Genomic DNA, 25986 nt, shown 5'->3' on the forward strand with positions numbered 1-25986 from the left:
TCTTGCTTAAAATTTTAACAAACTAATGGGTACCTGGAATACTGCTATCGACGGCAATGATACTTTTCTCGATATCTATTCAAATTTTTTCGACTTATATAATCAGGGACAGAGTCCGATCTATATTTCTACTCAGCTTGTTAAAATATTTGTTGGCGAGTTTGAAGACGAGGATACCCGTAATAACGCGCTATTTGCCCTTGCTTTTGCACAATGGGAAACCAAGGCACAAGCCCCTGACTTATTAAAAAGCGTACAAGATATTATTGCTACCGGCAATGATCTTAATGTTTGTGCAAACCTTGGAGCTGATGAAGAAACACTTGCTCAAAGAGCAATCACTCTTGACGAATTTCTCAAAAAGATAGCAACACCTATAAGCAAAGCCAAAAGAAGGATTAAAGTAAAGTTTGATTTTAAACTTGTTCCCCTTATAAAAATAATAGCCCCAGATGGTTTAAAAGAGTTTACCGCGAGTGAAGAATATGTTAATGGTAAATATGTTCATACAAGCGCTATGTTGATGTGGCATTCTGGGGGTGGAGGCTCTGTTTGTTATTTTGCCGATCAAGGTAAGGCATTGCAGGCAAAGTGGATTGATAGGCAAACATTAGAATTGACGCATGAGAAAGATATTGTTTTTGCCAAAAAAGCGGTTGAATGTTACTACTATGGAGACGGCGTCAAAATTATTTACAAAGTAATGTAATCGACACCTCCCAACCTTATATTTCTCTACCCCGATCTGTGTCCTCACAAATCGCAATTCGTACGCGTACGACAAACCGATGGCTTACCAGGACTATGCCTGGGAGGACACAGTTATCGGGGACTTGTAATTTACTTACTATTATAATGTCCCATTGCAGATATCACAAAGACGGTGACAACATCTTCTTCTACTTTGTATATTAACCGGTCTTTTTGGTTAATCTTTCTCGACCAAAATCCAGAAAGCTCATATTTTAAAGCCTCTGGGTTTCCAATACCGTTATATGGCGTTTCTGTAAGCTCGATAAGTATTTTTTCGATCTTTTTTATACTTGCTTTGTCTCCGGATTTTAAGTGTCGCCTTATATGCGATTCAGCTAATTCCTCTATTTGGAGTTTAAACTGCCCCATATATCAGCCACATCAATAGTTTTATAATTACCTCGTTTTTCAGCGTCTTTTACCATCGCCACAAAATCAGGATCGTAAGGGCTTTTCTGAGTTTCAACAGTAATCTTCAAGGCTTTCGCAATAGCTTTTAAAGCCAATAGCTGTTCCTTATTCTTCGGGTGCATGATTAGCGTTTCCATAAACAAATTTATTAATTTATGCGCGAAATAAAGAGGTTACAAATTAATCCGCTAAAAATATATTATAAGTCTGTTAACCGTCCCCAAGTCTTTGACTCCTGATTCTTAACTCTTGATTCTTCTTAAGAATAATTCTAAATAACACAAACCACCTGTAATAAACATTATTAGCATTACGTTTTGTATTTTTGCAAAACGATTTTTATTTTATAAACCGCAGATGAAAAAAAGTTCAATTTTTGGTCTTGTTGTTATAGCTATAGCTATAGCGGTTATCATAAGTGTATACGCTAACACAAGCACATATGGTTCTTTTGGCGATGCCGAAAAAACCAGCAGCGAGCTGCATATTGTTGGTCACCTTAATAAAGCAAAAGAGTTATATTTTGATGCCACTAAGGATGCCAACTACTTTTCTTTTTACGCGAAGGACAATAACGGCTCGGAGCGCAAGGTAATATTGAAAGGCCCCAAGCCTGAAGATTTTGAGCGCAGCGAGCAGTTAGTGCTTACCGGTAAAATGGTTGGCAGCGAGTTCCATGCATCAAGTATCCTGATGAAATGCCCGTCCAAATACACGCAGGATAAGTTAGAAACTAAAGAAGTTAAGGCCAAATCAGCCAGCATATAAACCCATTTTAATGGATATTCAATTTAAAGGTGAACACCTTTTACCGGGCCAGATAGGCCAGTTCTTTATCGTCCTTTCGTTCGGTGCCGCGCTTTTATCATTTATCAGTTATTATTTTGCCACTACCGACGATGCCGGCAAGCAAAACAGTCTTTGGCAAAAATTGGGCCGCGCGGGCTTCCTGGTAAACTTAGCTTCTATTATAGGGATAGGCGTATGCCTGTTTACACTCATTTATAAGCATTATTTCGAATATCATTACGCCTGGGCTTATACCTCGCGCTCGTTGCCTATTTACTATATCCTTTCGGCCTTTTGGAACGGACAGGAGGGAGGCTTCTTGCTTTGGTTATTCTGGCAGGCTGTTTTAGGCACCTTCCTTATCTTCCGCTCCAAATCATGGGAGCGCCCGGTGATGACGGTTGTGGCCATGTCGCAGGTGGTATTAGCAGCTATGGTTTTAGGTGTCGAAGTTTTTGGTCAGCGGATAGGCAGTTCGCCGTTTTTGCTGTTAAGGCAATCAATGGAAGCGCCCATCTTCTCGAACCCCAATTACCTGGAGTTTATTAAAGACGGGCAGGGCATGGTGCCATCGCTTCAAAATTACTGGATGATTATTCACCCGCCAACCTTGTTCCTGGGCTTTGCATCAATGGTAGTGCCATTTGCTTACGCTGTAGCGGGGCTTTGGCAAAAAAAATATAAAGAGTGGGTAGCCCCTGCAATTCCTTACGCCCTGTTTGCCTGTATGATATTGGGCACCGGTGTGGTTATGGGATCTTTCTGGGCGTATGAGTCGCTTAACTTTGGCGGTTTCTGGGCCTGGGATCCGGTTGAGAATGCTTCTATCTTCCCCTGGATTGTACTTGTAGCAGGCCTGCACGTATTAATCGTATTTAAAAACACCGGCCATTCGTATTTTACAGCAACTTTTTTGGTGCTGTTAAGCAATGTGCTCACCTGGTACTCATCATTTCTGAACAGGAGCGGTATTTTGGGCGATACATCAGTACACTCCTTTACCGACCTGGGGATGTTTTGGCAATTGGTGATCAGTATTTTTATATTCCTGGGGATAACTATATGGTTGTTGGTATCCCGCTGGAAAGAGCTGCCTATCACCAAAAAAGATGAAGATACTTACAGCCGCGAATTTTGGATGTTTGTAGGGGCCGTATTCATGGGCCTGTCGTGCTTCCATCTGCTGGTGGTTACTTCGGTGCCGGTTTGGAATGCTATTTTCCATACCAAAATGGCGCCGCCATCTGATATTATTAAGCATTACAACGTTATCCAGTCGTCGTTTGTATTTGTTATCGTTTTAGTAACCGGCTTCAGCCAGTTTTTAAAATACAAAAAAACAGATGTTACCAAATTCTTTGTAATAACAGGTTCATACCTGCTTATCGCCGCCGCGCTCACAGCGCTGATTGCTTATACATCGGGTGTGTACAAACTCAATTTTGTGTTTGTGCTGGCTATGTGGGGTTCGGTTTATTCGGTATTGGTTAATGGCAAAGTTTTGGCCGATGCTTTCAAAGGCAAGTTTAAACTGGCCGGCTCGGCAGTGGCGCATATTGGTTTTGGTTTGCTGATGATAGGCGCGCTTATTTCGGCCGGTACCAGCAAAGTAATATCTATAAACAACACCGGCGAGGCTTATAACGCCGAATTTGCTAAAGAAGAAAACCCGCGCGAAAACGTAACGGTTTACCGCAACCAGCCAACAAAACTGGGCGATTATACCGTTACCTACATCGGCGACTCGATATCATCTCCAAACCACTGGTTTAAAATCAACTACAAAAAGATGGATGCCGGCGGTAAAATTACCGAGGAGTTTACATTGAAACCTAAGGTACAGGTAAGTAAAGGTACCATGTCGGCTTCGCCGGATACGCGCCATTACCTGTTTAGCGATATCTACACACACATTACGCTAACCAACGCTATTACGCCTACCGAAGCAGGTACCGAAAGCGCCGAGGCTGCCCACGATGCTGATAACGACGATAAAAATTACGATGCTCCGGTAAGCCACGAAGTAAAAACCGGCGACACCATCAGGTACCGCGATGGATATATTGTATTAAAGGGATTAAATAAGGAAGCTAAAGTGGAAAATATTCCGCTTACTGATAGTGACGTAGCTATTGGTGCACAGTTGGAAATTGTATCTAACGGTAATAAATACAGCGCCACACCGGTTTACATGATCAAAAACGGTAACGTGTTTGATTTTGCCCGAAAGGTTGATGACGCCGGTTTAAAACTGCGTTTCAGCAAGGTAATACCCGAGCATAAAACGGTAGAGATTGTTGTTTATCAGCAGCCCGAAAGCAAGAAGAAATTCGTGGTAATGAAGGCCATTCAGTTCCCTTTTATCAATTTCTTTTGGGCGGGTACTATCATTATGGTGATTGGTTTCTTTATGTCGATATTGCGCCGTAAAAGCGAATTAAAAACGGTTTAAACCCGGCCGGCTGTGGTAATAACACAACAGGACAATATTTTAAACGATGGTTTTGCCATTGTAAATGATATTTACACCCGGGCAGAGGTTAACAGCATTATAACTGCGATTGAAGCGGCCGATCAGTCGAACCCCGCCTTCCGTAAAACCGACGATCTGTTTGCCATCAGGCAATTTTTAAAGGAACTGGCGCAGGTGGTTCCTTTAATTTTTAACCCAAAGCTAAAGGAACTCATCCGGGAGTTGTTCGGCGATGGGTACTTTGTTACCAAATCCATTTACTTTGATAAACCCGAACTAAGCAACTGGTTTGTAGCCTGGCACCAGGATTTAACCATTGTGGTTGATAAGAGGACCGATACTCCCGGCTACGGCCCCTGGACGGTAAAACAAAACCAGTTTGGCGTACAGCCGCCCTTAACTATCCTGCAAAATAACTTCACCATGCGCATTCATCTCGACGATACCAACGGCGAAAACGGTGCGCTAAAGGTTGTACCCGCGTCGCATCAAAAAGGCGTGTATCGCCCCGAAACCATTAACTGGGACCTGGAAACTGAAACCACCTGCAATGTAAACGCCGGCAGCGTGATGATTATGCGCCCCTTGCTGCTCCATGCGTCAAACCGTACTACCAATAATAAAAGAAGACGAGTAGTACATATCGAGTTTAGCCGCGCTGAACTGGATGGTGGATTGAACTGGGCGGAGCGGCTTTCAGTTTAAAGGATTGATCGTCGTTCCACGTCATGCCTTTTTTTATGCCAAATCTGATGTTCAAGCTTTTAAAGTATCTTCTTAGGAGTTCATATTTTTGAGTACACTCGGCACCTACATCTAATTTGTCCGACTTTGAGGAATAGTGTTGGCAGGCAAAGCAAATTTCAAGGTAATCATAAATTTCACCCTTTTTATTAATAAATACAAACGCGTTGCGTGGTTCATAACACGATGCCCCTCCGGTTATGTTATTGCCGGTGTGTTTAAAGTTTATATTGAAAATGATGTTGGTTAGTTCGCTGATTTGTGGTTTGCTCAGGGTTTTGCATTCCAATATAGTTGACAGGTCAAGCGTATCCGCCCTGATTTTAAAGCCACCACGCAGCAATATATTTTTTGGCGACATGAAGCCAGGTGCTAAACTGTCATTTTTTTGGGGTGATGGTACCTCTAATGAATGATAAGAAATAGCTAATATTTTGGCCGCATTTGAAAAGGGATATTTTTGCAATCGTTTTTGTACGCTATATCGGTTTGTGAATGCGCAGTCGCTATACCAGGGTTTAAACATCCGCCTGGCTTCTTCGGGCGATTTTGGCGGTAATGGATACGACGATTTTTTTAATGAGGTTGCGCTATGTTTGGTGGTATCGATGCCCAACATGTTGTTACCCTCCGCAGAACAGTGTAAGGTAGTAAGGATCGACAGCAGCACTATCAACTTCAATTTCATGACGATTAGGTTTTGTTGCGATTAATCTGACGGTACTTTGTTATCCGCTCCATATCTTACTCCTGCTTTAATAAAAAACCGGGCAAGCATATCGAATTTTTGAGCACAGTTTGCCCCTATACTTAAATTCTTTGAAGTGGATTCATAATTGTTACAGTGGAAACAAATGTCAAGATGGTCAAATATTTTCTCGTTTTTATCAAAAAATAAAATCGAATTTCTTGGCTCAAAACACGCTGCAAAACCTGTAACTGTGTAGTTTTTCATACCGGCAAAGTCATAGTTGAAAACGATATTGGTAAGTTCTTCAACCTGTTTACGGTTTAAAACTTTTGTTTCTATCAGTGTCGAGTAATCCAATTTTTTATTCTTGATAACTAAGCCTAAGTAATGCTTGTCCTGCTTGTGAGCTGTTGGTATAGGAGCAGTGAAAGGCGAATCGATTTTAATATCCTGATTTGGTTGTCCGCCACCGTAATATGATACCAACATGATTTTAATTGCCGCCGAGTACGGGTATTTCTTTAGCCTGTTAGCTACAGTGTACTGGTTGGTAAAAATGCAATTATCAAAGCCCGGCCGATAACCTTTGATCGTTTCCCTGGTTATCGTTATGCGTTTTTTAGCCATTCTTCTTGCTTGTGCAATAGTATAGCTGGTATCTTTTTTTAAAGGAGGAGTGTTTGCATAACAACTAAAACTCAGCAATACAAAAAGGCACAGTAGTAATTTAGGTTTCATTGGCTCAAGTTAGTTAAAAGCGGAAGCTTTTTAGAGTCAGTAAAAATGATACGATTTAACTAACTATTGATACGTTGATATTCAATAGTTTCGCTGTAAATAAAGTTATTTGCTTGCTTATTAAGCAAACCATCAAGTGCGCTTATAAACACCAATTTATAAACAATAACTATCGCTTAACATCTTATTGAGTTAACCCGAATTTGTTCTGCAATGCGGATACCGGTCGTTTTCGCTTCTTTATAAAATGAGGGGGGGATGGTTTGGTGTGCCGGTAAAACGACGGTTTGGGTACCTGACGTTATGATGCGAAGCTGTATTGCATGAATGCTAACCAATAACCTATAATATGAAAAACAAGTTTCTGATCCTATCGGCCATCGCGTCGATGTTATTATTTAACAGTTGCCAAAAAACAAAAGCCAACTTAAAAAGAGCAGCGGCTGCCGATTCAAGTCAATCGTCGAAATCCAAAACCAACAGTTTGTCGGCCATTTTTACCAATGCGCTGCCCTCCATCGATAACGGCAGCTATTATGATCCATGGGTGATACGCGTTGGCAGCTATTACTATTACTGCGGATCGGATGGCGGCCGGCTTTGGGTAGCCAAATCATCAGCCCTGCAAAGCATCCTTCAGCAAACCAAAACCTATATTTTTACTCCGCCGGCGGGCACCAGCTATTCGAGCGATTTGTGGGCGCCCGAGCTGCATTTCCTGGGTGGGCGCTGGTACGTATACTTTGCGGCCGATGATGGTAATAACAACAACCATCGCATGCATGTGCTGGAGGGGGGCGCCGATGCCAATGATCCCCTGAACGGTGGGTACAACTACAAAGCCAAACTGGCTGCCACTACCGATAATTGGGCAATTGACGGCTCTCCGTTTGTGTATAACGGGGTAACTTATTTTATATGGTCGGGCTGGGAGGGCACTACCAATGTGTCGCAATACCTGTACATAGCTACCATGAGCAATCCTTATACCATCAATAGCCAAAGGGTCGAGATCTCGCGGCCCGATTATGCCTGGGAAAAGGTAGGCACGCCAACCGTAAACGAAGGCCCCGAAACACTGGTAAGCGGCACAACGGTAAGCGTTATCTATTCGGCAAGCGGCAGCTGGACTAACGATTATTGCCTTGGCCGCCTTACCTGTACTAACGGCAACTTAATGTCAAAAGCATCGTGGACAAAGCAGTCAACCCCGGCATTTGCCAAATTTGGTAATGTATTTGGTCCGGGGCACGCGTCGTTTGTAAAATCGCCCGATAATATCCAGTGGTGGATTGTGTACCATGCCGCTAATGCCGATGGCTCGGGCTGGGACAGGAGGATTATGACGCAACAATTTGCCTGGGATGGCGATGTACCCTTTTTTGGGTACCCTATTGAAAAAGGTATCCCAATTCCTGCGCCCGCTATTGGTACCAGCTATAGCATGCCTATCGCCAATGGCACCTATCGCATTAAATCAAAAGTTACCGGGCAATGCCTGGACGTGCCGGGCGGCTCGACTACACCCGGCACACAGTTACAGGAGTGGACAGATAACGGCAACATAGCGCAAAAATGGGTGTTTACCAGTTTAGGTAATGGTTATTATAAAATCAAATCGGCTGCAAGTAATTTGTGTTTGGATGATGCCGGCAACTCGTTAAGCGCGGGTAATATTTTGATAGAATGGAACGATGTGGGCGGCAATGCGCAGGAGTGGCGGGTTCAGGATATGGGCAGTGGCTATTTCAAGATCATTAGCCGCCGCAGCTTATTGGCGTTAAATGTGCCCAACAGCAACACGACCCCTGGTACTAAACTGGAGCAATGGTACGAAAATCAGTACGATGCCGAGTTGTGGAGCATAGTGCCTTAACGGTTATACTTCAATCATATGATATTAAAAGACCGGTTTTCGATATTGAAGCCGGTTTTTTAATGTTAAACTCACTCTATCGCGGGCTTTGCAACGCCAAACCAATTAACAATCACTATCCCTGTTTTAAAAACGAAACAATTTTTGGGTTTACCAAATCGGGTTTTTCTAAAAAAGGCAAATGCGCGGCATCGGTAACCGGGAAAAAGCTCACTTTCAAAATGTTGCGTATGGTGTCGCTGTAGCCGAAAGGTACGGTTTTATCGTCTTTGCCCCATATAAGTAAAACCGGTTTATTGGCGCCATTAAGGCAAACGTAACTTTGGCGGCCTTGGTTTTCATAATCATAAAGCGTTGAAATCAGCGCATTCCGGAAACCTTTGTACTGCATTTGCGGCAGGTATAATTTTTTCCACCCGGGGTGCTGTTTAGGATATTTAAAATCGGTAACCTGCCCGGCCGCCCGCTCGTCGGAGTTTACAGCTTCGTTATACATGGCTAAATATTTAGGCGCTTTTGGCCTCTGCTGTTCGTATACCGGGTCAATAAGTATAACTTTGTTCACTATATCAGGATGCTGGCAGGTAAAGTCGGTTACAATTTTGCCGCCGAATGATACGCCTGCAAGGTTTACTTTGCCGGCCTGTAACTTTAGCTGGCTTATCAGTTCCAGCAGTTGATTGGTATATAGTTCTTTATTATAAGTAACGTCAGGCCTGTCAGAATAGCCCCGGCCATAGGTATCATATCGTAATACTTTATAGCCTTTATTAATAAGATATTCATAAGTTCCGTCCCATATATAATATGGTACGCTAAAGCCGTGTACAAGCACAATAACTTCGCCATTTTCGGGACCTTTTAATTCATAATGGGTAACGCCCTGGCTTAATTTGATAAAACTGCCGGCAATGTTTTTACGGTCGGCATCGGTTAATATTTTTTTCTCTTTATTATTATATTTATAAAAACCATATAGTATTAAAGTAGCCGCACCGACCAGAAATATTATAATTATTATGCTTGCTTTGAGTATTTTCATGAGGTATTAGGATGATGATTACTAAAATACACAAATATTTAATCGGTAGTTAACCGATTTTTACATTAAATGTAAAATTTATATGCGCTTAACATTTATCGGATCGGGCAACGTAGCAACCCACATGGCTGCGGCATTTAAAAATGCCGGGCATCGTATAGTGCAGGTTTACAGTCCTAACATGCACAATGCGGCCCTGTTGGCTTACCATGTTGGGGCTGCAGCCATAAACCAGCTTACTGAGATCAGTTCCGAAACTGATATTTTTATTATTTCGATAAAGGATGATGCTATTGCCAAAATTGCCGAAGCATTGGCCGTACATCAAAAATTAATTGTACATACATCAGGCTCAACCAGCCTTGATGTTTTATTAAAATACACTAATAAGGCAGGTGTGCTTTATCCCCTGCAAACATTTAGCAAAATCCGCGAAGTTAATTTTTTAACTGTGCCCTTGTGTATTGAAGCCGCAAATGATAGCATATATGCTGATATTAAGGAACTTGCAGCCACCGTTAGCAATAGCATTTATAGCATTAACTCGGCCGGGCGCAAAATATTGCACCTGGCAGCAGTATTTGCCTGTAATTTTCCTAATTATTTATACGGTGTGGCACAACAGTTGCTTGCCGGCCATGACATGGACTTTAATTTGCTGAGACCCTTGATTTTAGAGACTGCTCAAAAGGTGCAACAACAACTCCCGGCCAGTGTACAAACCGGCCCCGCGGTACGTAACGACCAAACTACAATGGCCGCGCACCTGCAAATGCTTGAGGGGCAGCCGCATTTGCAGGCAATGTATACATTATTAAGTCAGGGTATTATCAAAAACAACAATGGTGGGCATGAGGATAAGTAATTTTGTTACTTTTGCCTAAATGAACATTTTTAAAGTAAAGATAAACTTCGAGGAGAAGGGGCACGAAACGGTTGAGCTGCCAATAGCCGAGGGAGAATCTGTTTTGGACGTATGCCTGGAGAACGGCATTGAACTACAGCACAATTGCGGCGGCGTTTGCGGATGCAGCACCTGCCATGTTTACGTAAACAAAGGGATGGATAACATCCAGGAAATATCAGATAAGGAAGAAGATTTTATCGACAGGGCTGTAAACCCGCGTATAACATCGCGCCTGGGCTGTCAGTGTGTGACCATTGATGGTGATATAGAAGTTACCATACCAGATCAATCGGCATTTATGGGGCATTGATGACCTTTAAAGTTTGTGAAGCTTTACGTGGGACGTTTTACGTTGTACGTGAAGAAGCCATGCAGATAATTATTAAACCAAATAAAAAACGTATCACGTAAAACGTATTACGTACAACCTATAAAAGATGAGCGATAATAAATTTGCCTTACCCATTCACTGGAACGATTACGAAGATATTGCCATGGAGCTTTACGAAAAATTTGGCGATGATTTTGGCGAATCAAAGATATACCGCATCCGCTTTACTGAGTTGCTGGAGTGGGTTTTAAGCCTGCCTAACTTTGCCGGTAAACGGGAAGAATCAAACGAAGGCCACCTGGAGCAAATTCAATCGGCCTGGGTATATGAATGGCGGGATAATCAATAGAGTGGTGAGTTGTGAGTAAAGAGTGGTTATATGTTTTTATCAGTAATCAGTTTACAATTCAACAATCAATCTAATCGGTGTAATCACCTAAAATCAGTGTAATCATAATAGATGGAATCGTTCCTGAATAAATTAAAAGATATAACCACGTTTATTTTTGATGTGGATGGTGTGCTTACTGATGGATCTGTTTTTGTAACGGATAGCGGCGAGCAAAGCCGTGCCTTTAATATTAAAGATGGTTATGCTTTACAGCTTGCCGTAAAATGTGGATATAATGTTTGCGCCATATCGGGCAGCCGTTCAAAAAGCGCTATTTACCGTTTAAATAGCCTGGGTATTAATGATGTTTATATGGGCACGCATACCAAATCGCAGCGGTTTAAAATTTACCTGGAGGAGAAGGCCATTATTGCTACCAACGTACTGTACATGGGCGATGATATTCCCGACCTGGAGGTAATGAAGCTTGCGGGCTTACCTGTTTGCCCTGCTGATGCTGTTGAAGAGATAAAAGCTTTAAGCGCCTACGTTTCGCCATACGGCGGCGGCAAGGGCTGTGCCCGTGATATTATTGAAAAAGTGCTTAAAGTACAAGACAGGTGGATGAGCGAAGAGGCGTATAGCTGGTAGTTTTTTAGTTCATGGATCATGGTTGATGGTTCATGGCTGTTTCAAACTGTCTTGAATTTTTAGTTCATGGATCATGGTTGATGGTTCATGGCAGCTTTAATCCTTAAGCGGTAATTTTACTATGAACCATCAACAATGAACTATTAACCATGAACAACAATCCCATTCCAAAAATCATTCTTGCATCCAAATCGCCGCGCAGGCAGGAGCTTTTGCGTTTGATGGATATGGAGTTTGAGGTGGTATTGAAGGATGTGGATGAATCGTACCCAGAAGGTTTAACACCGCCGGAGGTAGCCGTTTACATAGCCCGTAAAAAAGCCGAAGCTTTTGACCAAACCGTGCGGGATGAGGTGGTACTTACTGCCGATACCATTGTTTGTGTTGATGGATTGATATTAGGCAAACCCGAAACTCCGGCACATGCTGTGGAGATGCTGCAAATGTTATCAGGCAAAGTGCACCAGGTGATTACCGGGGTTTGCCTGCTGTATAAGCACCAATACAATGTTTTTTTTGATGTATCCGAAGTGTTTTTTCGTAAGCTTACTTTGGATGAGATAAGTGGTTATGTTACTCAATATAACCCCTTGGATAAGGCCGGTTCATATGGTATCCAGGAACGGATAGGCCTTATCGGCATCGAAAAACTAAGCGGATCTTACACCAATGTGGTTGGTTTACCTACCGAGAAGCTGTATGCCCAGTTAGTTAATTTAAATAAATAATATTTAAATTAAACCTTTCGTTTCTGGATTGTCTAACGGTAAATATATAAGGGAGCAATTTGTCATGAAAACAATTTTTAATACAGGGTTGGTACTGTTGCTGGTATCCGCCTTGTCTGCTTGCAGCAGTTACAATTATTACACCGCAGCAAAAAACAAAACTAATCTTACATCCTATCGTACCTTTGCCTGGTTGCCGCCAGATGCGCAGCTAAACAAGGCAGGTGGCGTAGTGAAAAAGGAAATTGCCGACGAGAAGGTTAAAGAAGCTACCATCGAGTCATTAACAGCCAAAGGGCTAAAATTACAGGAAACTGATCCGGATTTATTGGTAAGTTATTCAACCGTAACAGGTAGGGGCGTAAAAAATGAATTTTACCCCGCTTATTATGGTACGCTTTACTCTGGATGGGGTTGGGGTGGTTTTGGTTGGGGATACCGTCCGTTTTATGGGTACGGTGGCTTCGGCTATGGCTGGGGATATCCTTACTATGGTGGCGGCGGCGTTGTAGCCCGTGTGCCTTACAAAGAGGGTACCCTGATTATTGATATTATTGACCGTAACACCAGGCAACTGGTATGGCGTGGTTTTGGTGTTGGCGAATTACACAACCCAAAAACCACATTGAAAGAACTGCCAAAGGTAGTTAACGGGATACTACAACAACTTAATCTCAATTACACAGGTCATACACCGGTTGGCCTGGACACAAAAAAAGCTTAATAAAAAATTTATTTCACCTGCAAGCAATAAATTTAAAAATCCCTTCGGACCCATCAGGCCCGGAGGGATTTTTGTTTACGGTGCAAATGGACAACGGTAAATACCCCGGCTGCTGCTACCAACATAATTACCCAGGTATCCAACGGGCAGGCTGTATCAAAAGGGTCAGCGTCATTACATGGTAAATCGCCCTGGGCATCGCTAACAAAGGGCATCATCCATAATAAGAATAGTGCGGTTAACACTTTAGCGTTTAATCTGTACACACAAATCTTCATCTGTTTTAATTATATTATTTTTTTATAAATTTTGCTTTCCCCAATGAACTGCCGCCATTATCCTTTAATTCAACTACATAAATGCCAGGTTTAAATTGCGAAACGTTTTGGCTAAAGGCGTTGCTATCAGCTGTTTTTTGCAGCACTAATGAACCTGTTGCATCATAAACATTTAACTTATAGCCAGCAGACGTAGCATCCGATTTTCCGCTGGTAACATTAACGTTCAACGTTTCGGCTATAGGGTTGGGATAAACGCTAAACATATTGGCACCGCCGCTTTTATCGTAGTAAATACTAACAAGGCCCGAGTATGTGATGTTGCCAAACAGATCTACCTGTTTTAGGCGGTAAATATTATTGCCTGTATTTGGTGTTTTATCGGTGTACTTATAAATTGTGCCACCATTGCTTTGTATTTGATATAAAGAGGTATAATCGGTGCCATTTGCCTGTTGTTTTTCGAGTGTATAAAAATAATTATCTCCCTCGTTGTAAGCACGCCAGGTAACCAGCACTCCATCTGTCGCCTTTTGGGCCGTAAAACTTGCCAATTGATACCTGGCAGTTGGCAATTGCCGGATAGTTAGTTCAAACCGATTGGCGCCAAAAGAGTTGGTGTCACTTTTTAAGATATTGAAAGCGTAAGATTTATAACGCCCAATGTCTAATGAATCTTTTTTAAAGTGGTCAAGCAGGGTTATTTTGTAATTATTGGTATCAATGTTACGGATTCCTTCAATTTTTAAATTATATAAGCCATCTGTTTTACCATTGGCATAAAGTTTAATATTAATGCCTTTTTTATAATCGGGGAAGTGCTTTACAGCGGTATGCATTCCATCGGATGACAGGCTTGACAATAATACACTTGAACTGCTTACATCAAGGTCTAAGGCATCTAAATTTTCGTCAAATTTATCTTGCCAGTCGTTTCTAAAATACACGCCGCAGTAATCATATGCCAGGCTATCTTTTTCAATTTTTACATATAAACCGGTAAGTGGGTTGCGCTGCGCATCTACTTCTTTAACAGAAGTAGTTTGGAGCGAAGATATCATGTCGGCACTTTTAAAAGATTTACCGGTGCCATCTATTGTTAATGTTTGGGCTTTTGGTGCCGACATAAGGAGGTTGCTGCCGGTAAGCTGTTGGGTGGCAACTTTATCAGTTTCTTTAAATGTTAACGAGTTGCCCCCGCTTGTTGTACGTACCAGGAAACCCTCGCCGCTTAAGGCGTAACCAATACCGGGCGCCGATGTGCCGTTGGCTGTGTAGGCATAATAAGCCTGGCCGGGGCTATTGGTTTTATTTAGCAAATAAGCGGTACTTATGTTTGAGTTATGGCCCAGCACGGTGGCTATATTGATAGTGCTGGGGTAAGGATTGCCAACCATGTTATAACCGGCACCGCCGGTGAGCGTAGTTAGCGAATAGGATAGTTTACCCGTAGTTGAATTTGATGAGCCGTTTTTTGGGGTATACCATAACGCTACGGTAACATCGCCCTGGTTTACATATCCTACATTGGTAATATAACAATCCAATGGGTTGCCTGTAGTGCCATCGGTACGGCTATTGGGGCCAACATAATAAAGTAGATAGCCATTGCCTACTGGCATGCTTACCGCCCCGACGCCATTTAAGGTAACTGTACTGGCGCCGATAGAGGTAACCCCGACGTGTTTGCCCGAACTGAAACTGGTATTACTTACAGCCTTTGTTTCGTCATAAAAATAAATAATGGAGTTGCCATTGGGATTAATATAGCTAAACCCTGTTCCTCCCGATGGACCTGCAGTAAATGCGCCGGGATAGCTTGTATTGGCTGTTAAACTACTATAAACAGTATAACTGTTTTTTAACGTATTTAAAGTGATGTAATTATTATAAGTCGTACTGGTAGAGTAAGAGTTTGTAATATTGGTAGGCGAAGAAAAAATTCTGTACCCCCGGTTGGTCGCAAGGTTTCCGCCGCTTACAAAACGTTGAATATTATAGGTGCCTGCAATTGCTACTGTACCTGAACCATACCCGGTAGATGATATCTGATCAAAAGCGGCAGAGCCTAAAGCATCAGACATTAAGGTGAAAAACGAATATGCATTGTTGGTATTGGTTACAACAGGCTGATAACCTGACGAAAGATCGATGATGGAAGTTGAACCAAGGTTGAAATAGGCAGATTGTGATGAACTGCCGGTGTTGGTAATAAAACAAGCCTGTGCGCTTAATGTAATTGTACACGGAGAGCCCGAGGTGCCGGCATTGAAAACACCGGTATTGGTAAGTCCGGATTGGTAAGTGCCCAGGTTGATATATGACGTGGAATCGGCCGTAAAGGTGCCACTATTCGTCATGGACATGGTGCTGTTGGTTCCGTTAAAAGTTGCCCCCCTGGCAACTACTACAGCGCTTGAACCTGTGTTTTGAAAACTGGAATTATATCCCGACAGGTTGTAAGTAGACCCGTGATCATAATAATTAGCCGTGTTAAGCATATAGGCACTGCTTGTTGATACATTGAATACGCAACCGGTTTGTGTGATGAATGTACCGGAGTTTTTGATATAATTGCCATTGTTGAAATTAAACGTACAGGCGGTTGCTTTAAGAGTTGCCGAATTATCAGTATAAGCGCCAGATCCGGATAAGTTTATTATGCTGCTACTTGCCGAAAATACCCCCGAACCGGAGTTTTGTAGGTATTCGGAGCTATTACCGAACGTAAGCGTGCATGAGGATATAGTAAAAATATTTGTGTTTTTGATATATCCGCTGGTACCGCCCGATGTGAAGTTAATACTGCCGCCGGTACTGGTAAAGGAGCCTGAATTATTGATGAAGTTAGTAGAACCCTGTAATGTGAAAGTAGTACTTGTTGCTGTTACCGTACCCGAATTGGTAAAGGAACAATTGTTATTAAACGTTACGGTAGCGCTTGAATTAAACTTTAAAACTGCGCTGTTGGTTAATGTTGCGAGTTGACTAAGACTGGAAGATCCGCTGATAGATGCAGTACCCGAACCCGAAAGAGTGAGCGTTGTGGTGCTAAAAGAACCGATCGTTAAGCCCCCTGTCATGGTAAGTGTATAGCCCGAGCCTATATTTATTATGGAAGCATATCCATTGGTAACAGACGAAGCCCCCGTGATGGTTACGTTTACGTTATCGGTAAGTGTGCCTGTAAACCCAACATTAAAAGTAGCCCCTTTTAAAGTGGCAGAGCCCGTAATTGTAACCGGCCCGGTTATGTTGATAGAACCGGATACGGTTAAATTATTATTTATGGTTAAAGTAACAGTAGCACTGTTTGATAAATATAAGTTGGCGCAGGTAATTGCAGTATTAACATTGGGTTGCTGTGAGCCGGAGAAAACGTTAATACCTAATATAGAAACACCGATATAGGCATCGTCACTTGTGGAAGGTGAACCCGAAGTGAGGCCAAGGGTTGTGAGATTGTACCAATTACCAGAATTGTTCCAGTTGGTGTTTCCGCCGCTGCCTGTCCAATAGTATGAAGCGGCTGTTGCCGGTTTACTAAATAGTACAAAGAACAATAGTAAAACTCCTAAAAGTATGCGTGTTTTCAAATAATTTAATTAAAGGGCGTTAGAGGAATTTAATCGCATAAAACTATCAAAAATTTCAATAATTACATTATCTAAATAAAAAATCGATAAAAAAACGACTTCTTTTTGAAAAGTTTCAAAAAGCGTTGCTGGAATGCTCTTGTTATTTTCATTTAAGGAAAAGAATGTTTTCTGGTGCGGAAAGTGGCATTTGGAATTGTATCCTATAAGAAAAGAAAATCGTTTCAGTTACTAAATTAACCTATGAGTTAATTATTGAAATTGTTGAAAAATAATGAGTCTGATTTCCAAATCAAGGATAAAACGGATTGAAAAATATAGAAATGAAAGCGATTTGCTTATGTCTATATTAAATTTAATGGTAAATGGAAATTTCGCCCTTCAAATAAGTGATAGCATTACCGCTCATTAACACGCGGTCGCCTTTAAGTTCGCACCAAAGTTCGCCGCGGCGGGCCGAGATCTGGTAGGCGTGCAATTTGTTTTTACCTAATTTTTTTGCCCAGTAAGGGATCAGGTTGCAATGTGCCGATCCGGTAACCGGATCCTCGGCAATACCTGCACCGGGGGCGAAAAAGCGCGATACAAAATCGCTGTTATCGCCGGGCGCTGTAACTATCACGCCCACAGTATCCATTTTAGACAGGGCAAAAAAATCGGGCGTAATGTCTTTAATATCCTGTTCGTTTTCATAAACAAGAAAGTAATCCCTTGAGCGGAAAAAGGCCAGCGGCTGTTTTTCACCTAAAGCTTCGGCCAATCCGTACGGCGGTTCTATGGGGATGGGTGGCCTCGACGGAAAATCCATAGTATACTTGTCGCCATCGCGTTTAATATGTAAAGTACCCGCTTTTATGGTCTCAAAGTGTATTTCGTCGCCCCCGAAGCCCAGCTCAGTAAATAATATATGAGCGGCTGCCAGGGTGGCATGGCCGCAAAGGTCAATCTCATATTCGGGGGTAAACCAACGCAGCTTGTAGCCACCGACGGTTTTTACAAAAAAAGCGGTTTCGGCCAAGTTGTTTTCAATTGCTATCTTTTGCATGGTAGCATCGGGCAGCCATTCGGCAAGCGGGCAAATAGCTGCCGGGTTGCCGCCAAATAATTTATCAGTAAAGGCATCAGCCTGGTATATAGGAATAGTCATAACAAACGTTTCTGGTAAAGCTAATATACTGATGAGAATTCAAGAATAAGAATCAAGGCGTAAGAATCATAGTCAAGAGTTAAGAATCAAGAATTAAGACAGGAAAAGTACCGCTAAGAAACCTACGAAGTATAACCTTTTTGTACTCGTATAGTTCGCAAGATCCAACTATACTTTTTTCTTAAGTCTTGACTCCTGATTCTTGATTGTTAACTCTTTTCCTCACTCCACCCATAAAACAGAATTTCCCGTATTGTATTCGTTTTGCTCGTATAACTTGTTGGCGGGGTCAAGAATCCAGCTGCCGTCTATCAAAAACTTATACCGGTACTTCCCGGGTTTAAGGTAAAGGCTTATCACCCATTCGTCGGCATTGTGTGCCATGGTGAAGCCCGATGGGTCCCAATCATTAAAATTGCCTGCCAGGTGCACGCTTCCGGCGTTTGCGTGGCCCTTGAGCCTGAACGTGTAATTGGGTTTAACGGCAATAAAGGAATTGTTTACGCCGCCCTCAATAGCGTAAAGGTGGTTTTGGGGGTCGGTTATCCAATTTCCGTCAACAATAAATTTGTAGCCGTAGTTACCTGCCGGAATCATTAAAGCTATGGCCCAGCCGGTAGCCGTTTTCCGGAGGCTTATTTCATTGGGTTTCCAGTTATTAAAACTACCGGCAATGTAAACGGCTTTAGCGTCTTTATATCCATCAAGTTTAAAGCTAACCGCCTCGCCCTGGTTTAACACCGAATTAATGTGCCCTTCGTTATCTTTCACTTTCACCGGGTTTGCAGGGTCGGCGTACCATTGGCCATCAACCCAAAAGCGATAGGTATGGGTGCCATCGCGCAGGTAAAGTTTGGTTTCCCAGCCACCGTTCTTTTTTTGCAGCGGGATATTATCGGTATTCCAGTTATTAAAACTACCGGCTACCGTAACTTTATGGGCACCCGTAAAGCCATTAAGTCTGAAGGTGTTGTTAACGCGGTAGTAAACCGAGTTTACATCACTAAACCCATCCGGGCGTTGACGCAGGTTGCTTTTGTCGCGTTGCCAGCGGCCGTTTATAATGTATTTGTATTCATACCCACCCGGCGCCAGTTTTACATCACTTACCCAGCCGCTATCCGTTTTTGTCATTACGCCCTTCAGGGTACTCCAGTTGTTAAAATTACCAGATAATAATACGCGTTTTGCGTTTAAATAGCCAGGCAAATAAAAGCGGGTGAAACCCGATGGTAATTCAAATACGGTAACCTGTATAAACTTGTTTACACCGTATAGTTCATCGGGAGGGTAGCCCGGTAAACCTGCAGGAGCATCAATATTACCGTCGAGGTTGGTGGTTATCTGGTATGGTGGGTTTTGTGGGTTCAGGTTTAAATCGGTAAGCGATCTGTCAAACCTAACCATGTTTTTATCGCGTCTGCCAATGTTCCAGCCGTCTTTGGCCAATGACGAGAAATCGCCCTTTAAAATGGCAGCGCCATTTGGCTTTTTTATACCGGCAATTTTTAAAATACTATCCAGTTGTGTTTTTGACGAACGCAAATCGAGCAGCATAATCAAATGATCTTTACCTAACACAAGGGAATTGCGCGTTTGCGCCCTTGCCGCAATAGAGAAGCAGGTAAACAACAAAAAAATAATTAAAACCGATCTGCACTTTTTCATACTACTGGTTAGTGTAAATGTACATTTCAAATTCTTTTTTCACAAAGTTGATGCTAAAGATACCCCGGATAAAAAAATCAAAGCCGAGTATCCCATCAACAGTGTGCCCGTAGGCTTTGCCCATTTTATCAAGATTGGTTAACAGCACCCGGTTTTTCACAAACCGCCGGCCGCCAACCGTTAGGGTATCAAACCTTGCATAAATTACCTCGAATGATGAGCCGCCAATGCCGGTAGTTTTTGTGCGGTTAAGCACCTGCATGCCGGGCAGCATCTTGCGCACCCTGTCATAATCCATCAGGTTTGTTTCGGCGCCGGTATCAAATGCAAACCACAATGGTGTGTTATTGGCAACACCTTTTATAAATATTACATCGTTGGTGTTATTAAACGAGGTAAACATCCACGGTTCGTGAAATACTTTTTCATTTACAGGTATTTCACCGTCGTCATTCAGTTTGTGGATGTACAAGGTATTCCTGAACAAATCAACAGTAATGGCAAACTTTTTAAACAGCCGAGTGCCCAATAGACCGAGTATTTTAACGTTCCTGCCATTTTCAATAGCCGAAAGATCGGTTACATCGGCTGTAAGGCGGGGGTAATGCAAGTCGAGTATGCTGAAATTCCGCACTTCGGTCGTAAAAGCGCCAGGCGCGTTGCCATTTAAACCCGCCGATTCCTGGTCGGCTATAACGGGCATGTACCTGAAATAGGTAGCGTTTAAAACAAGGTAAGGCGCGCCGGTATCCAGCACAAAATTACCCGCGACAGAGTCTATCTGGGCTTCTACCAGGATGAGGTTGCCAGCCCGTTTTATGGGTACTATAAGTGTATTAAAATCGCCCGATGGGTCAGGGTCTGGTCCGCGTTTGGCGTTTTTGAAGCTGATGCTATTGATAGCGGTATTTGTGCTGCACCCGCCTTTTTGCCAGCAAGCAACAAATAACAAAACTATCAAATATACGTAAGGCCGGGGCATCGTGGTTGTTTAGGTAATAGACAGCGCCGGTTGCTTATATGTTACATGGGGTGGTGTTTAATTAATATGGCTCACATAACCATAAGTAACCAATTCATCCTTATTGCGGATTGGCCTTGTGTAGCCATCGGTAATCAGGATGGTCCTATCGCTTACATCCAGGATATTGTAATATTGGTGATCGGTTACTATGATGCCTTTTATTTTAGCGCATTTCCTGATAATTTCCTTAAAAGCCTCGGCCTGTATGGGCGATATGTGGGTGAAAGGCTCATCAAGCAAAATAAAGTCGGCCTTGCTGTAAATAACCATTAATGTTTCCAGTTGCCGCAGTTCTCCGCCCGATAAGTCGGCTATGGTTTTTTCGGCATATTTTTCATAGATGGGGTGGGCCGAAAAATCGACCCAAAAGCGCGCGTCGATAATGGTTGCTGCCAGCTTTTTTATTTTAATTCCTTTGGGCAGGTAATTGTGTTGGGGCAGGTAGGCCACGCGCATATTTTTGTAGCCCTTTTTAATGTACTCGCCGCTAATGCTTACGTGTTTGTAGGCAGGAGTGAGGGTGCCGAATATAATCCTTAATAAAGATGATTTGCCGCACCCGTTTCGGCCCAGGATGCCCAATACTTCGCCTTGTTTGCACTCGAGGTAAACATCCTGTAATATTTTGCGTCCGCCGAACTCCAGTTGTACGCTATCGGTTTTTAAGATGAGTGGCTCCAAATTTAGCGGATGGTTGAAAGGGATAAAAGGATAATGAAAGCTGTAAAATCACAGGCAAATACGGATAAGTAAAGCAGGTTGATATTATAGCCGGCATTGCGAAAATAGAAATAGGTTTGCACGGCATTAAAATTCAGATACCGTACGCCAAGAATGGCGGCGTAACTAACCAGTTTACATAGCACAACAAATGGTATATTCAATTGGTGCGACATGAGGTAGTATATACAAGCCAGCGAAGCCAGTATGCACCATACCATTATCGGTTTATAAAAGTACCATCCTATTTTTATTGATTTTACCATTGAGTTAACTATGACAAGTTAGCTATGTAACGGCAATTTGAACATTAAATTTTGTGGAGACTAAAATGTTGCAGGCTTGTAATTATGGGGTGCGATGGGATAGGGATGTATGTGATTCGCTTCGCCAAAAAAAAGCCAGGATTTGAGTAGTTTGCTCAATCCTGGCCTTATATTATCTTATATTTTTGATTCTTATCTCTTGACTCTGTACAATTAACCCAAGTACGATTTCAAAATTTTGCTCCTTGAAGTATGGCGCAAACGCTGCAGGGCTTTATCCTTTATCTGGCGAACGCGTTCGCGGGTAAGGTTAAATTTTTCGCCAATTTCCTCTAACGAAAGCGGGTGATTGGTGCCCAAACCAAAGAACAGCACAATGATTTCGCGCTCACGTTCTGTAAGCGTTGAAAGGGAACGTTTGATCTCTTCGGACAACGACTCGTTAATCAGGATCGAATCGGTATTGGGTTCCTGGTTTTCAAGTACATCTAATAAGGTATTCTCTTCGCCCTGTACAAACGGCGCATCCATAGATACATGGCGGCCCGAATTGCTTAAGGTGTCGGAAATTTTATCAACGGTGGTTTCCAAAATATCGGCAAGTTCTTCGGGCGATGGCTCACGCTCGTACTCCTGCTCCAGTTTGGAGAATGCTTTACTTATTTTACTTAACGAGCCTACCTGGTTTAATGGCAAACGTACAATGCGCGATTGCTCGGCAATGGCTTGCAAAATGGATTGACGGATCCACCATACGGCGTAAGAGATGAATTTGAAACCCTTGGTTTCATCAAAACGTTTGGCAGCCTTAATTAAACCAAGGTTGCCTTCGTTAATTAAATCGCCCAGTGTAAGGCCTTGGTTTTGGTATTGCTTGGCAACAGATACAACAAAGCGCAGGTTGGTTTTGGTTAAACGCTCCAATGCCGCCTGGTCGCCCTCACGGATTTTTTGGGCTAATATTACTTCTTCTTCGGCTGTTATCAGATCAACTTTACCAATCTCGTGCAGATACTTGTCAAGCGATTGCGACTCGCGATTGGTTATGGATTGCGTTATTTTGAGTTGTCTCATCTATTTATAAACCTCTCTGTACTTTTTATTTACTACAGAACGACCAAAGTTATAAAATTGTTGTAAAAGATTACAATTGTACAGTGTATTTTCAAAAAAAATAAGCTATAAGTATTTTTTTTAAAATATTGATTATCAGAATATTAAAATTTTAGTATCGACGGATTACGCAATTTTTGCATAAAAATACCGGAAAGGGGCAAGCGGTATGGTTTTTGTGGTGTTCGTAAAACACTATCTAAATTTAACAGGAAAAGATTAGTATCAAGTAGCGGTTATCAAGCATCAAGATTTTTTGATTGTTTAGCTTGAATTGACTGCAAGTACAATACATAATAGTATCAAGTATCAAGATTTTTTGATTGGTTAGCTTGAATTTCCGGCAAATGCAATATTAAAAAAATGCATAATTTCAAGCCTGACAGGCGTAGCTGTTATGATACTTCTACTTAATACGATACCTACAATTCACTTAACTTAAAAGTATCCTTTACCCTGATGCCTTTTTCTATTTGTTGCAGGGTGCAGCATTCATTTACCGGGTCGTGTTCAAAATAAAGTACGTAATCATGCTCCAGGGCCTCTGTAAGGAATAGCTTTTTCTCTTTAAGGGTAGTGAGCGGAAACATGTCATAAGCCATTACATAGGGCAGCGGAAGGTGACCTACTGATGGCAGCAGGTCGGCCATGTAGAGGACTTTTTTACCCTTGTAGTTAATAAGCGGCAACATCATAGCTTCAGTATGGCCGGATACAAAACGGATGTCAAAATCTTTGGTAAAGTTGATTCCGTCCCGGGTATCTACAAATTGCAGCTGGCCGCTTTCCTGTATGGGAAGTATATTCTCCTTTAAAAAGGACGCCTTTTCACGGTCGTTTGGGTTTGTAGCCCAATCCCAATGCTTGGGGTTGCTCCAGTACCTGGCGTTCCTGAAGGCAGGCAATAACTTTTCGCCGTCGCGCACTACTGCGCCACCTACGTGGTCAAAATGCAGGTGGGTTAAAAATACATCGGTAATATCATCGCGATGAAAACCAAGTGCAGCAAGCGAACCATCCAGCGTGGCATCACCATGTAAATAGTAATGGCTTAAAAACTTTTGGTCCTGCTTATCGCCAATGCCGGTGTCTATCAATATTAAACGGCCTTCATCTTCAACCAGCAAACAACGCATGGCCCAGGTGCACAGGTTATTGCTGTCGGCAGGGTTGGTTTTGTTCCAGATGGTTTTGGGCACCACCCCGAACATGGCTCCGCCATCTAATTTAAAAAAGCCGGTATCGATAGTGTGTAGTTTCATTGTTGGTCAATAGTCGATGGTCCATGGACCATGGTTGAAAAATAATAGCCACAAAAAAAAGCCGATAGCTCAAAGTTAAAAAAATAACTATGGACTATCGGCTATCGTCTATGGACTTGTTTTACAAGTGTATTACTTCATCATAAGCAGCGGCGGCAGCTTCCATTACAGCTTCGCTCATGGTTGGGTGCGGGTGAACCGATTTGATGATCTCGTGACCGGTAGCTTCCAGCTTGCGGGCGGTAACTACTTCGGCAATCATTTCGGTAACGTTATAGCCCAGCATGTGCGCGCCAAGGAACTCGCCGTATTTGGCATCAAATATTAATTTGACAAAGCCGTCTTTAGCGCCGGCCGCACTTGCCTTGCCCGATGCCGAGAAGGGGAATTTGCCCACTTTAATTTCGTAACCAGCTTCCTTAGCTGCCTTTTCGGTATAACCTACGGATGCTACTTCGGGCGAGCAATAGGTACAGCCCGGGATGTTATTATAATCTAAAGGATGCGGGTTTTGGCCTGCAATTTTTTCAACGCAGATAATACCTTCGGCCGATGCTACGTGGGCAAGAGCCTGGCCTTTTACAATATCGCCGATGGCGTATACACCATCAATGTTTGTTTTATAATAATCATCAACCAAAACTTTACCGCGTTCGGTTTTTACCCCAACTTCTTCCAGGCCTATGCCTTCAATGTTGGTAGAGATGCCTACTGCAGATAAAACTATTTCGGCTTCGATAACTTCCATACCTGTAGCGGTTTTCACGTTCACCTTGCAAAGTTCGCCGGTGCTGTCAACCGATTCCACGTTGGCACCGGTAAGTATGTTGATGCCTTGTTTTTTAAGGATACGCTGTAAGTTTCTTGAAATTTCTTCGTCCTCGAGCGGTACAATATTATCTAAATACTCAACAACGGTAACTTTGGTGCCAATCGAGTTATAAAAATAAGCAAACTCGATACCGATAGCGCCCGAACCTACTACAACCATCGACTTTGGTTGTTTTGGCAATATCATGGCCTGGCGGTAACCTATAACTTTAACACCATCCTGTTTTATATTTGGCAACTCGCGGCTGCGGCCACCGGTTGCAAGAATGATGCTTGTGGCGGTAATTTGTTTAGTGCTGCCATCATTTAATTTTACTTCAACAACGCCCTTTGATTTTAATTTACCAAAACCGTTAATTACTTCGATCTTGTTTTTTTTCATTAAAAACTGAACGCCTTTGCTCATACCATCAGCTACGCCGCGGCTGCGTTTTATAACAGCACCGAAATCAACTTCGCCTGTGCCGTTTATTTTGATACCATAGTCCTGCGAGTGGTTAAGGTATTCAAAAACCTGGGCGCTTTTTAATAAGGCTTTGGTTGGGATACAGCCCCAGTTAAGGCAAATGCCACCTAATGACTCTTTTTCGATAATGGCAGTTTTTAAACCGAGCTGAGAAGCGCGGATAGCTGCTACGTAGCCACCCGGGCCCGACCCTATAACAATTAAATCGTAGTCCATATTTTTATTGATATACTTTGATAACTAAATTTTTGTTTTGAACGGATTTATAGCCGGATGTGTGATGAACGCAGGGGGCTACATTTTAAAGGCGCAAAGCTAAGTAAAAAGGGGCGAAATGAGAAAAGTGTACATTTCATCGCCACGACAAAAAAAATATTTTTACCGGCGTATGGAAGTACAAGATTAAGTAACAAGATAATTACAAAT

The 25986-nt window shown here is 42.5% G+C and carries 26 protein-coding genes; 11 read left to right on the top strand and 15 right to left on the bottom strand.

Translation table 11 applies throughout. The features are described from left to right. The first annotated feature begins 25 nt into the window (after window positions 1-25). Entirely contained in the window at window positions 26-709 is a 684-nt protein-coding gene (locus ACFGVS_RS28380; protein WP_439696526.1) for a hypothetical protein, read from the top strand. A 131-nt stretch (window positions 710-840) separates the two neighbouring features. Here the strand turns inward: ACFGVS_RS28380 and ACFGVS_RS28385 are convergent, their stop codons facing one another. Continuing rightward, window positions 841-1122: a Txe/YoeB family addiction module toxin gene (locus ACFGVS_RS28385; protein ID WP_439696527.1), complete on the bottom strand. Its 282-nt coding sequence runs from the start codon at window positions 1120-1122 to the stop codon at window positions 841-843. Next, a complete protein-coding gene (locus tag ACFGVS_RS28390) occupies window positions 1098-1301 on the bottom strand; it encodes a DUF2683 family protein (RefSeq protein ID WP_439696528.1) in 204 nt (67 codons plus the stop codon). Before ACFGVS_RS28390 ends, ACFGVS_RS28385 begins: the two co-directional genes overlap by 25 nt. 220 nt (window positions 1302-1521) lie before the next feature. Here ACFGVS_RS28390 and ACFGVS_RS28395 point away from each other — a divergent pair, with 220 nt between their 5' ends. From ACFGVS_RS28395 to ACFGVS_RS28405, 3 genes are read left to right on the top strand one after another with little or no spacing between them, the layout of a single operon-like run. After that, on the top strand, window positions 1522-1932 hold the full coding sequence (locus ACFGVS_RS28395) for a cytochrome c maturation protein CcmE domain-containing protein (protein WP_274209213.1): 411 nt from the start codon (window positions 1522-1524) through the stop codon (window positions 1930-1932). A 10-nt stretch (window positions 1933-1942) separates the two neighbouring features. Next, window positions 1943-4405 (top strand): cytochrome c biogenesis protein CcsA, encoded by a 2463-nt coding sequence (ccsA, locus tag ACFGVS_RS28400; protein ID WP_439696529.1) that lies wholly within the window; start codon window positions 1943-1945, stop codon window positions 4403-4405. 12 nt (window positions 4406-4417) lie between these two features. Continuing rightward, window positions 4418-5131 carry a phytanoyl-CoA dioxygenase family protein gene (locus ACFGVS_RS28405; protein WP_439696530.1) on the top strand — a complete coding sequence of 238 codons (714 nt, stop codon included), beginning with the start codon at window positions 4418-4420 and terminating at the stop codon, window positions 5129-5131. On the opposite strand, the gene ACFGVS_RS28410 is transcribed toward ACFGVS_RS28405, so the two are convergent. Beyond that, window positions 5076-5858 (bottom strand): hypothetical protein, encoded by a 783-nt coding sequence (locus tag ACFGVS_RS28410; protein WP_439696531.1) that lies wholly within the window; start codon window positions 5856-5858, stop codon window positions 5076-5078. The genes ACFGVS_RS28405 and ACFGVS_RS28410 overlap by 56 nt on opposite strands. A 21-nt stretch (window positions 5859-5879) precedes the next feature. After that, the gene (locus ACFGVS_RS28415; RefSeq protein ID WP_439696532.1) at window positions 5880-6350 is read right to left on the bottom strand and encodes a hypothetical protein; all 471 of its coding nucleotides are present in this window, start codon (window positions 6348-6350) and stop codon (window positions 5880-5882) included. A 598-nt stretch (window positions 6351-6948) separates the two neighbouring features. Between ACFGVS_RS28415 and ACFGVS_RS28420 the strand changes: the two genes are divergently transcribed. Then, window positions 6949-8475, top strand: a complete 1527-nt coding sequence (locus ACFGVS_RS28420) for a family 43 glycosylhydrolase (protein ID WP_439696533.1) — start codon at window positions 6949-6951, stop codon at window positions 8473-8475. 115 nt (window positions 8476-8590) lie between these two features. Here the strand turns inward: ACFGVS_RS28420 and ACFGVS_RS28425 are convergent, their stop codons facing one another. Next, a complete protein-coding gene (locus ACFGVS_RS28425) occupies window positions 8591-9517 on the bottom strand; it encodes an alpha/beta fold hydrolase (protein WP_090648354.1) in 927 nt (308 codons plus the stop codon). Between the two features lie 82 nt (window positions 9518-9599). On the opposite strand from ACFGVS_RS28425, the gene ACFGVS_RS28430 reads away from it, so the two are divergent. The 6 genes from ACFGVS_RS28430 (at window position 9600) to ACFGVS_RS28455 (ending at window position 13189) form a co-directional block, all read left to right on the top strand. Beyond that, window positions 9600-10382: a Rossmann-like and DUF2520 domain-containing protein gene (locus ACFGVS_RS28430; protein ID WP_439696534.1), complete on the top strand. Its 783-nt coding sequence runs from the start codon at window positions 9600-9602 to the stop codon at window positions 10380-10382. A 19-nt stretch (window positions 10383-10401) separates the two neighbouring features. Next, complete coding sequence (locus ACFGVS_RS28435) at window positions 10402-10734, top strand: 2Fe-2S iron-sulfur cluster-binding protein (RefSeq protein WP_439696535.1); 333 nt, start codon at window positions 10402-10404, stop codon at window positions 10732-10734. A gap of 127 nt (window positions 10735-10861) precedes the next feature. Then, a complete protein-coding gene (gene iscX, locus ACFGVS_RS28440; RefSeq protein ID WP_090648366.1) occupies window positions 10862-11104 on the top strand; it encodes a Fe-S cluster assembly protein IscX in 243 nt (80 codons plus the stop codon). Between the two features lie 111 nt (window positions 11105-11215). After that, window positions 11216-11737, top strand: a complete 522-nt coding sequence (locus tag ACFGVS_RS28445) for a KdsC family phosphatase (RefSeq protein WP_090648371.1) — start codon at window positions 11216-11218, stop codon at window positions 11735-11737. A gap of 149 nt (window positions 11738-11886) precedes the next feature. Next, the gene (locus ACFGVS_RS28450) at window positions 11887-12465 is read left to right on the top strand and encodes a Maf family protein (protein WP_439696536.1); all 579 of its coding nucleotides are present in this window, start codon (window positions 11887-11889) and stop codon (window positions 12463-12465) included. Between the two features lie 64 nt (window positions 12466-12529). Then, on the top strand, window positions 12530-13189 hold the full coding sequence (locus ACFGVS_RS28455) for a DUF4136 domain-containing protein (RefSeq protein ID WP_439696537.1): 660 nt from the start codon (window positions 12530-12532) through the stop codon (window positions 13187-13189). Between the two features lie 53 nt (window positions 13190-13242). Here the strand turns inward: ACFGVS_RS28455 and ACFGVS_RS28460 are convergent, their stop codons facing one another. The 10 genes from ACFGVS_RS28460 to lpdA all read right to left on the bottom strand — a co-directional run bounded on the left by ACFGVS_RS28460 (window position 13243) and on the right by lpdA (window position 25776). Next, on the bottom strand, window positions 13243-13455 hold the full coding sequence (locus tag ACFGVS_RS28460) for a hypothetical protein (RefSeq protein WP_439696538.1): 213 nt from the start codon (window positions 13453-13455) through the stop codon (window positions 13243-13245). Window positions 13456-13481: 26 nt separating this feature from the next. After that, window positions 13482-17063: a T9SS type A sorting domain-containing protein gene (locus tag ACFGVS_RS28465; protein WP_439696539.1), complete on the bottom strand. Its 3582-nt coding sequence runs from the start codon at window positions 17061-17063 to the stop codon at window positions 13482-13484. Window positions 17064-17418: 355 nt separating this feature from the next. Continuing rightward, entirely contained in the window at window positions 17419-18210 is a 792-nt protein-coding gene (locus tag ACFGVS_RS28470; RefSeq protein ID WP_439696540.1) for a PhzF family phenazine biosynthesis protein, read from the bottom strand. A 222-nt stretch (window positions 18211-18432) separates the two neighbouring features. Next, entirely contained in the window at window positions 18433-19878 is a 1446-nt protein-coding gene (locus ACFGVS_RS28475) for a hypothetical protein (protein WP_439696541.1), read from the bottom strand. A gap of 1 nt (window position 19879) precedes the next feature. Further along, window positions 19880-20860: an aspartyl protease family protein gene (locus ACFGVS_RS28480; protein ID WP_439696542.1), complete on the bottom strand. Its 981-nt coding sequence runs from the start codon at window positions 20858-20860 to the stop codon at window positions 19880-19882. A gap of 57 nt (window positions 20861-20917) precedes the next feature. Next, the gene (locus ACFGVS_RS28485; protein ID WP_439696543.1) at window positions 20918-21583 is read right to left on the bottom strand and encodes an ATP-binding cassette domain-containing protein; all 666 of its coding nucleotides are present in this window, start codon (window positions 21581-21583) and stop codon (window positions 20918-20920) included. Window positions 21584-21585: 2 nt separating this feature from the next. Continuing rightward, complete coding sequence (locus ACFGVS_RS28490) at window positions 21586-21888, bottom strand: hypothetical protein (RefSeq protein ID WP_274209194.1); 303 nt, start codon at window positions 21886-21888, stop codon at window positions 21586-21588. Window positions 21889-22101: 213 nt separating this feature from the next. Then, window positions 22102-22962: a sigma-70 family RNA polymerase sigma factor gene (locus tag ACFGVS_RS28495; RefSeq protein WP_090466905.1), complete on the bottom strand. Its 861-nt coding sequence runs from the start codon at window positions 22960-22962 to the stop codon at window positions 22102-22104. A gap of 461 nt (window positions 22963-23423) precedes the next feature. Then, window positions 23424-24263: an MBL fold metallo-hydrolase gene (locus tag ACFGVS_RS28500; protein ID WP_439696544.1), complete on the bottom strand. Its 840-nt coding sequence runs from the start codon at window positions 24261-24263 to the stop codon at window positions 23424-23426. A 121-nt stretch (window positions 24264-24384) separates the two neighbouring features. Further along, window positions 24385-25776, bottom strand: coding sequence for a dihydrolipoyl dehydrogenase (gene lpdA / locus ACFGVS_RS28505; RefSeq protein ID WP_090648416.1), 1392 nt, complete (start codon window positions 25774-25776; stop codon window positions 24385-24387). Between the last annotated feature and the right edge of the window lie 210 nt (window positions 25777-25986).

It is taken from the genome of Mucilaginibacter sediminis, from assembly GCF_051903035.1.
Classification (GTDB): domain Bacteria; phylum Bacteroidota; class Bacteroidia; order Sphingobacteriales; family Sphingobacteriaceae; genus Mucilaginibacter.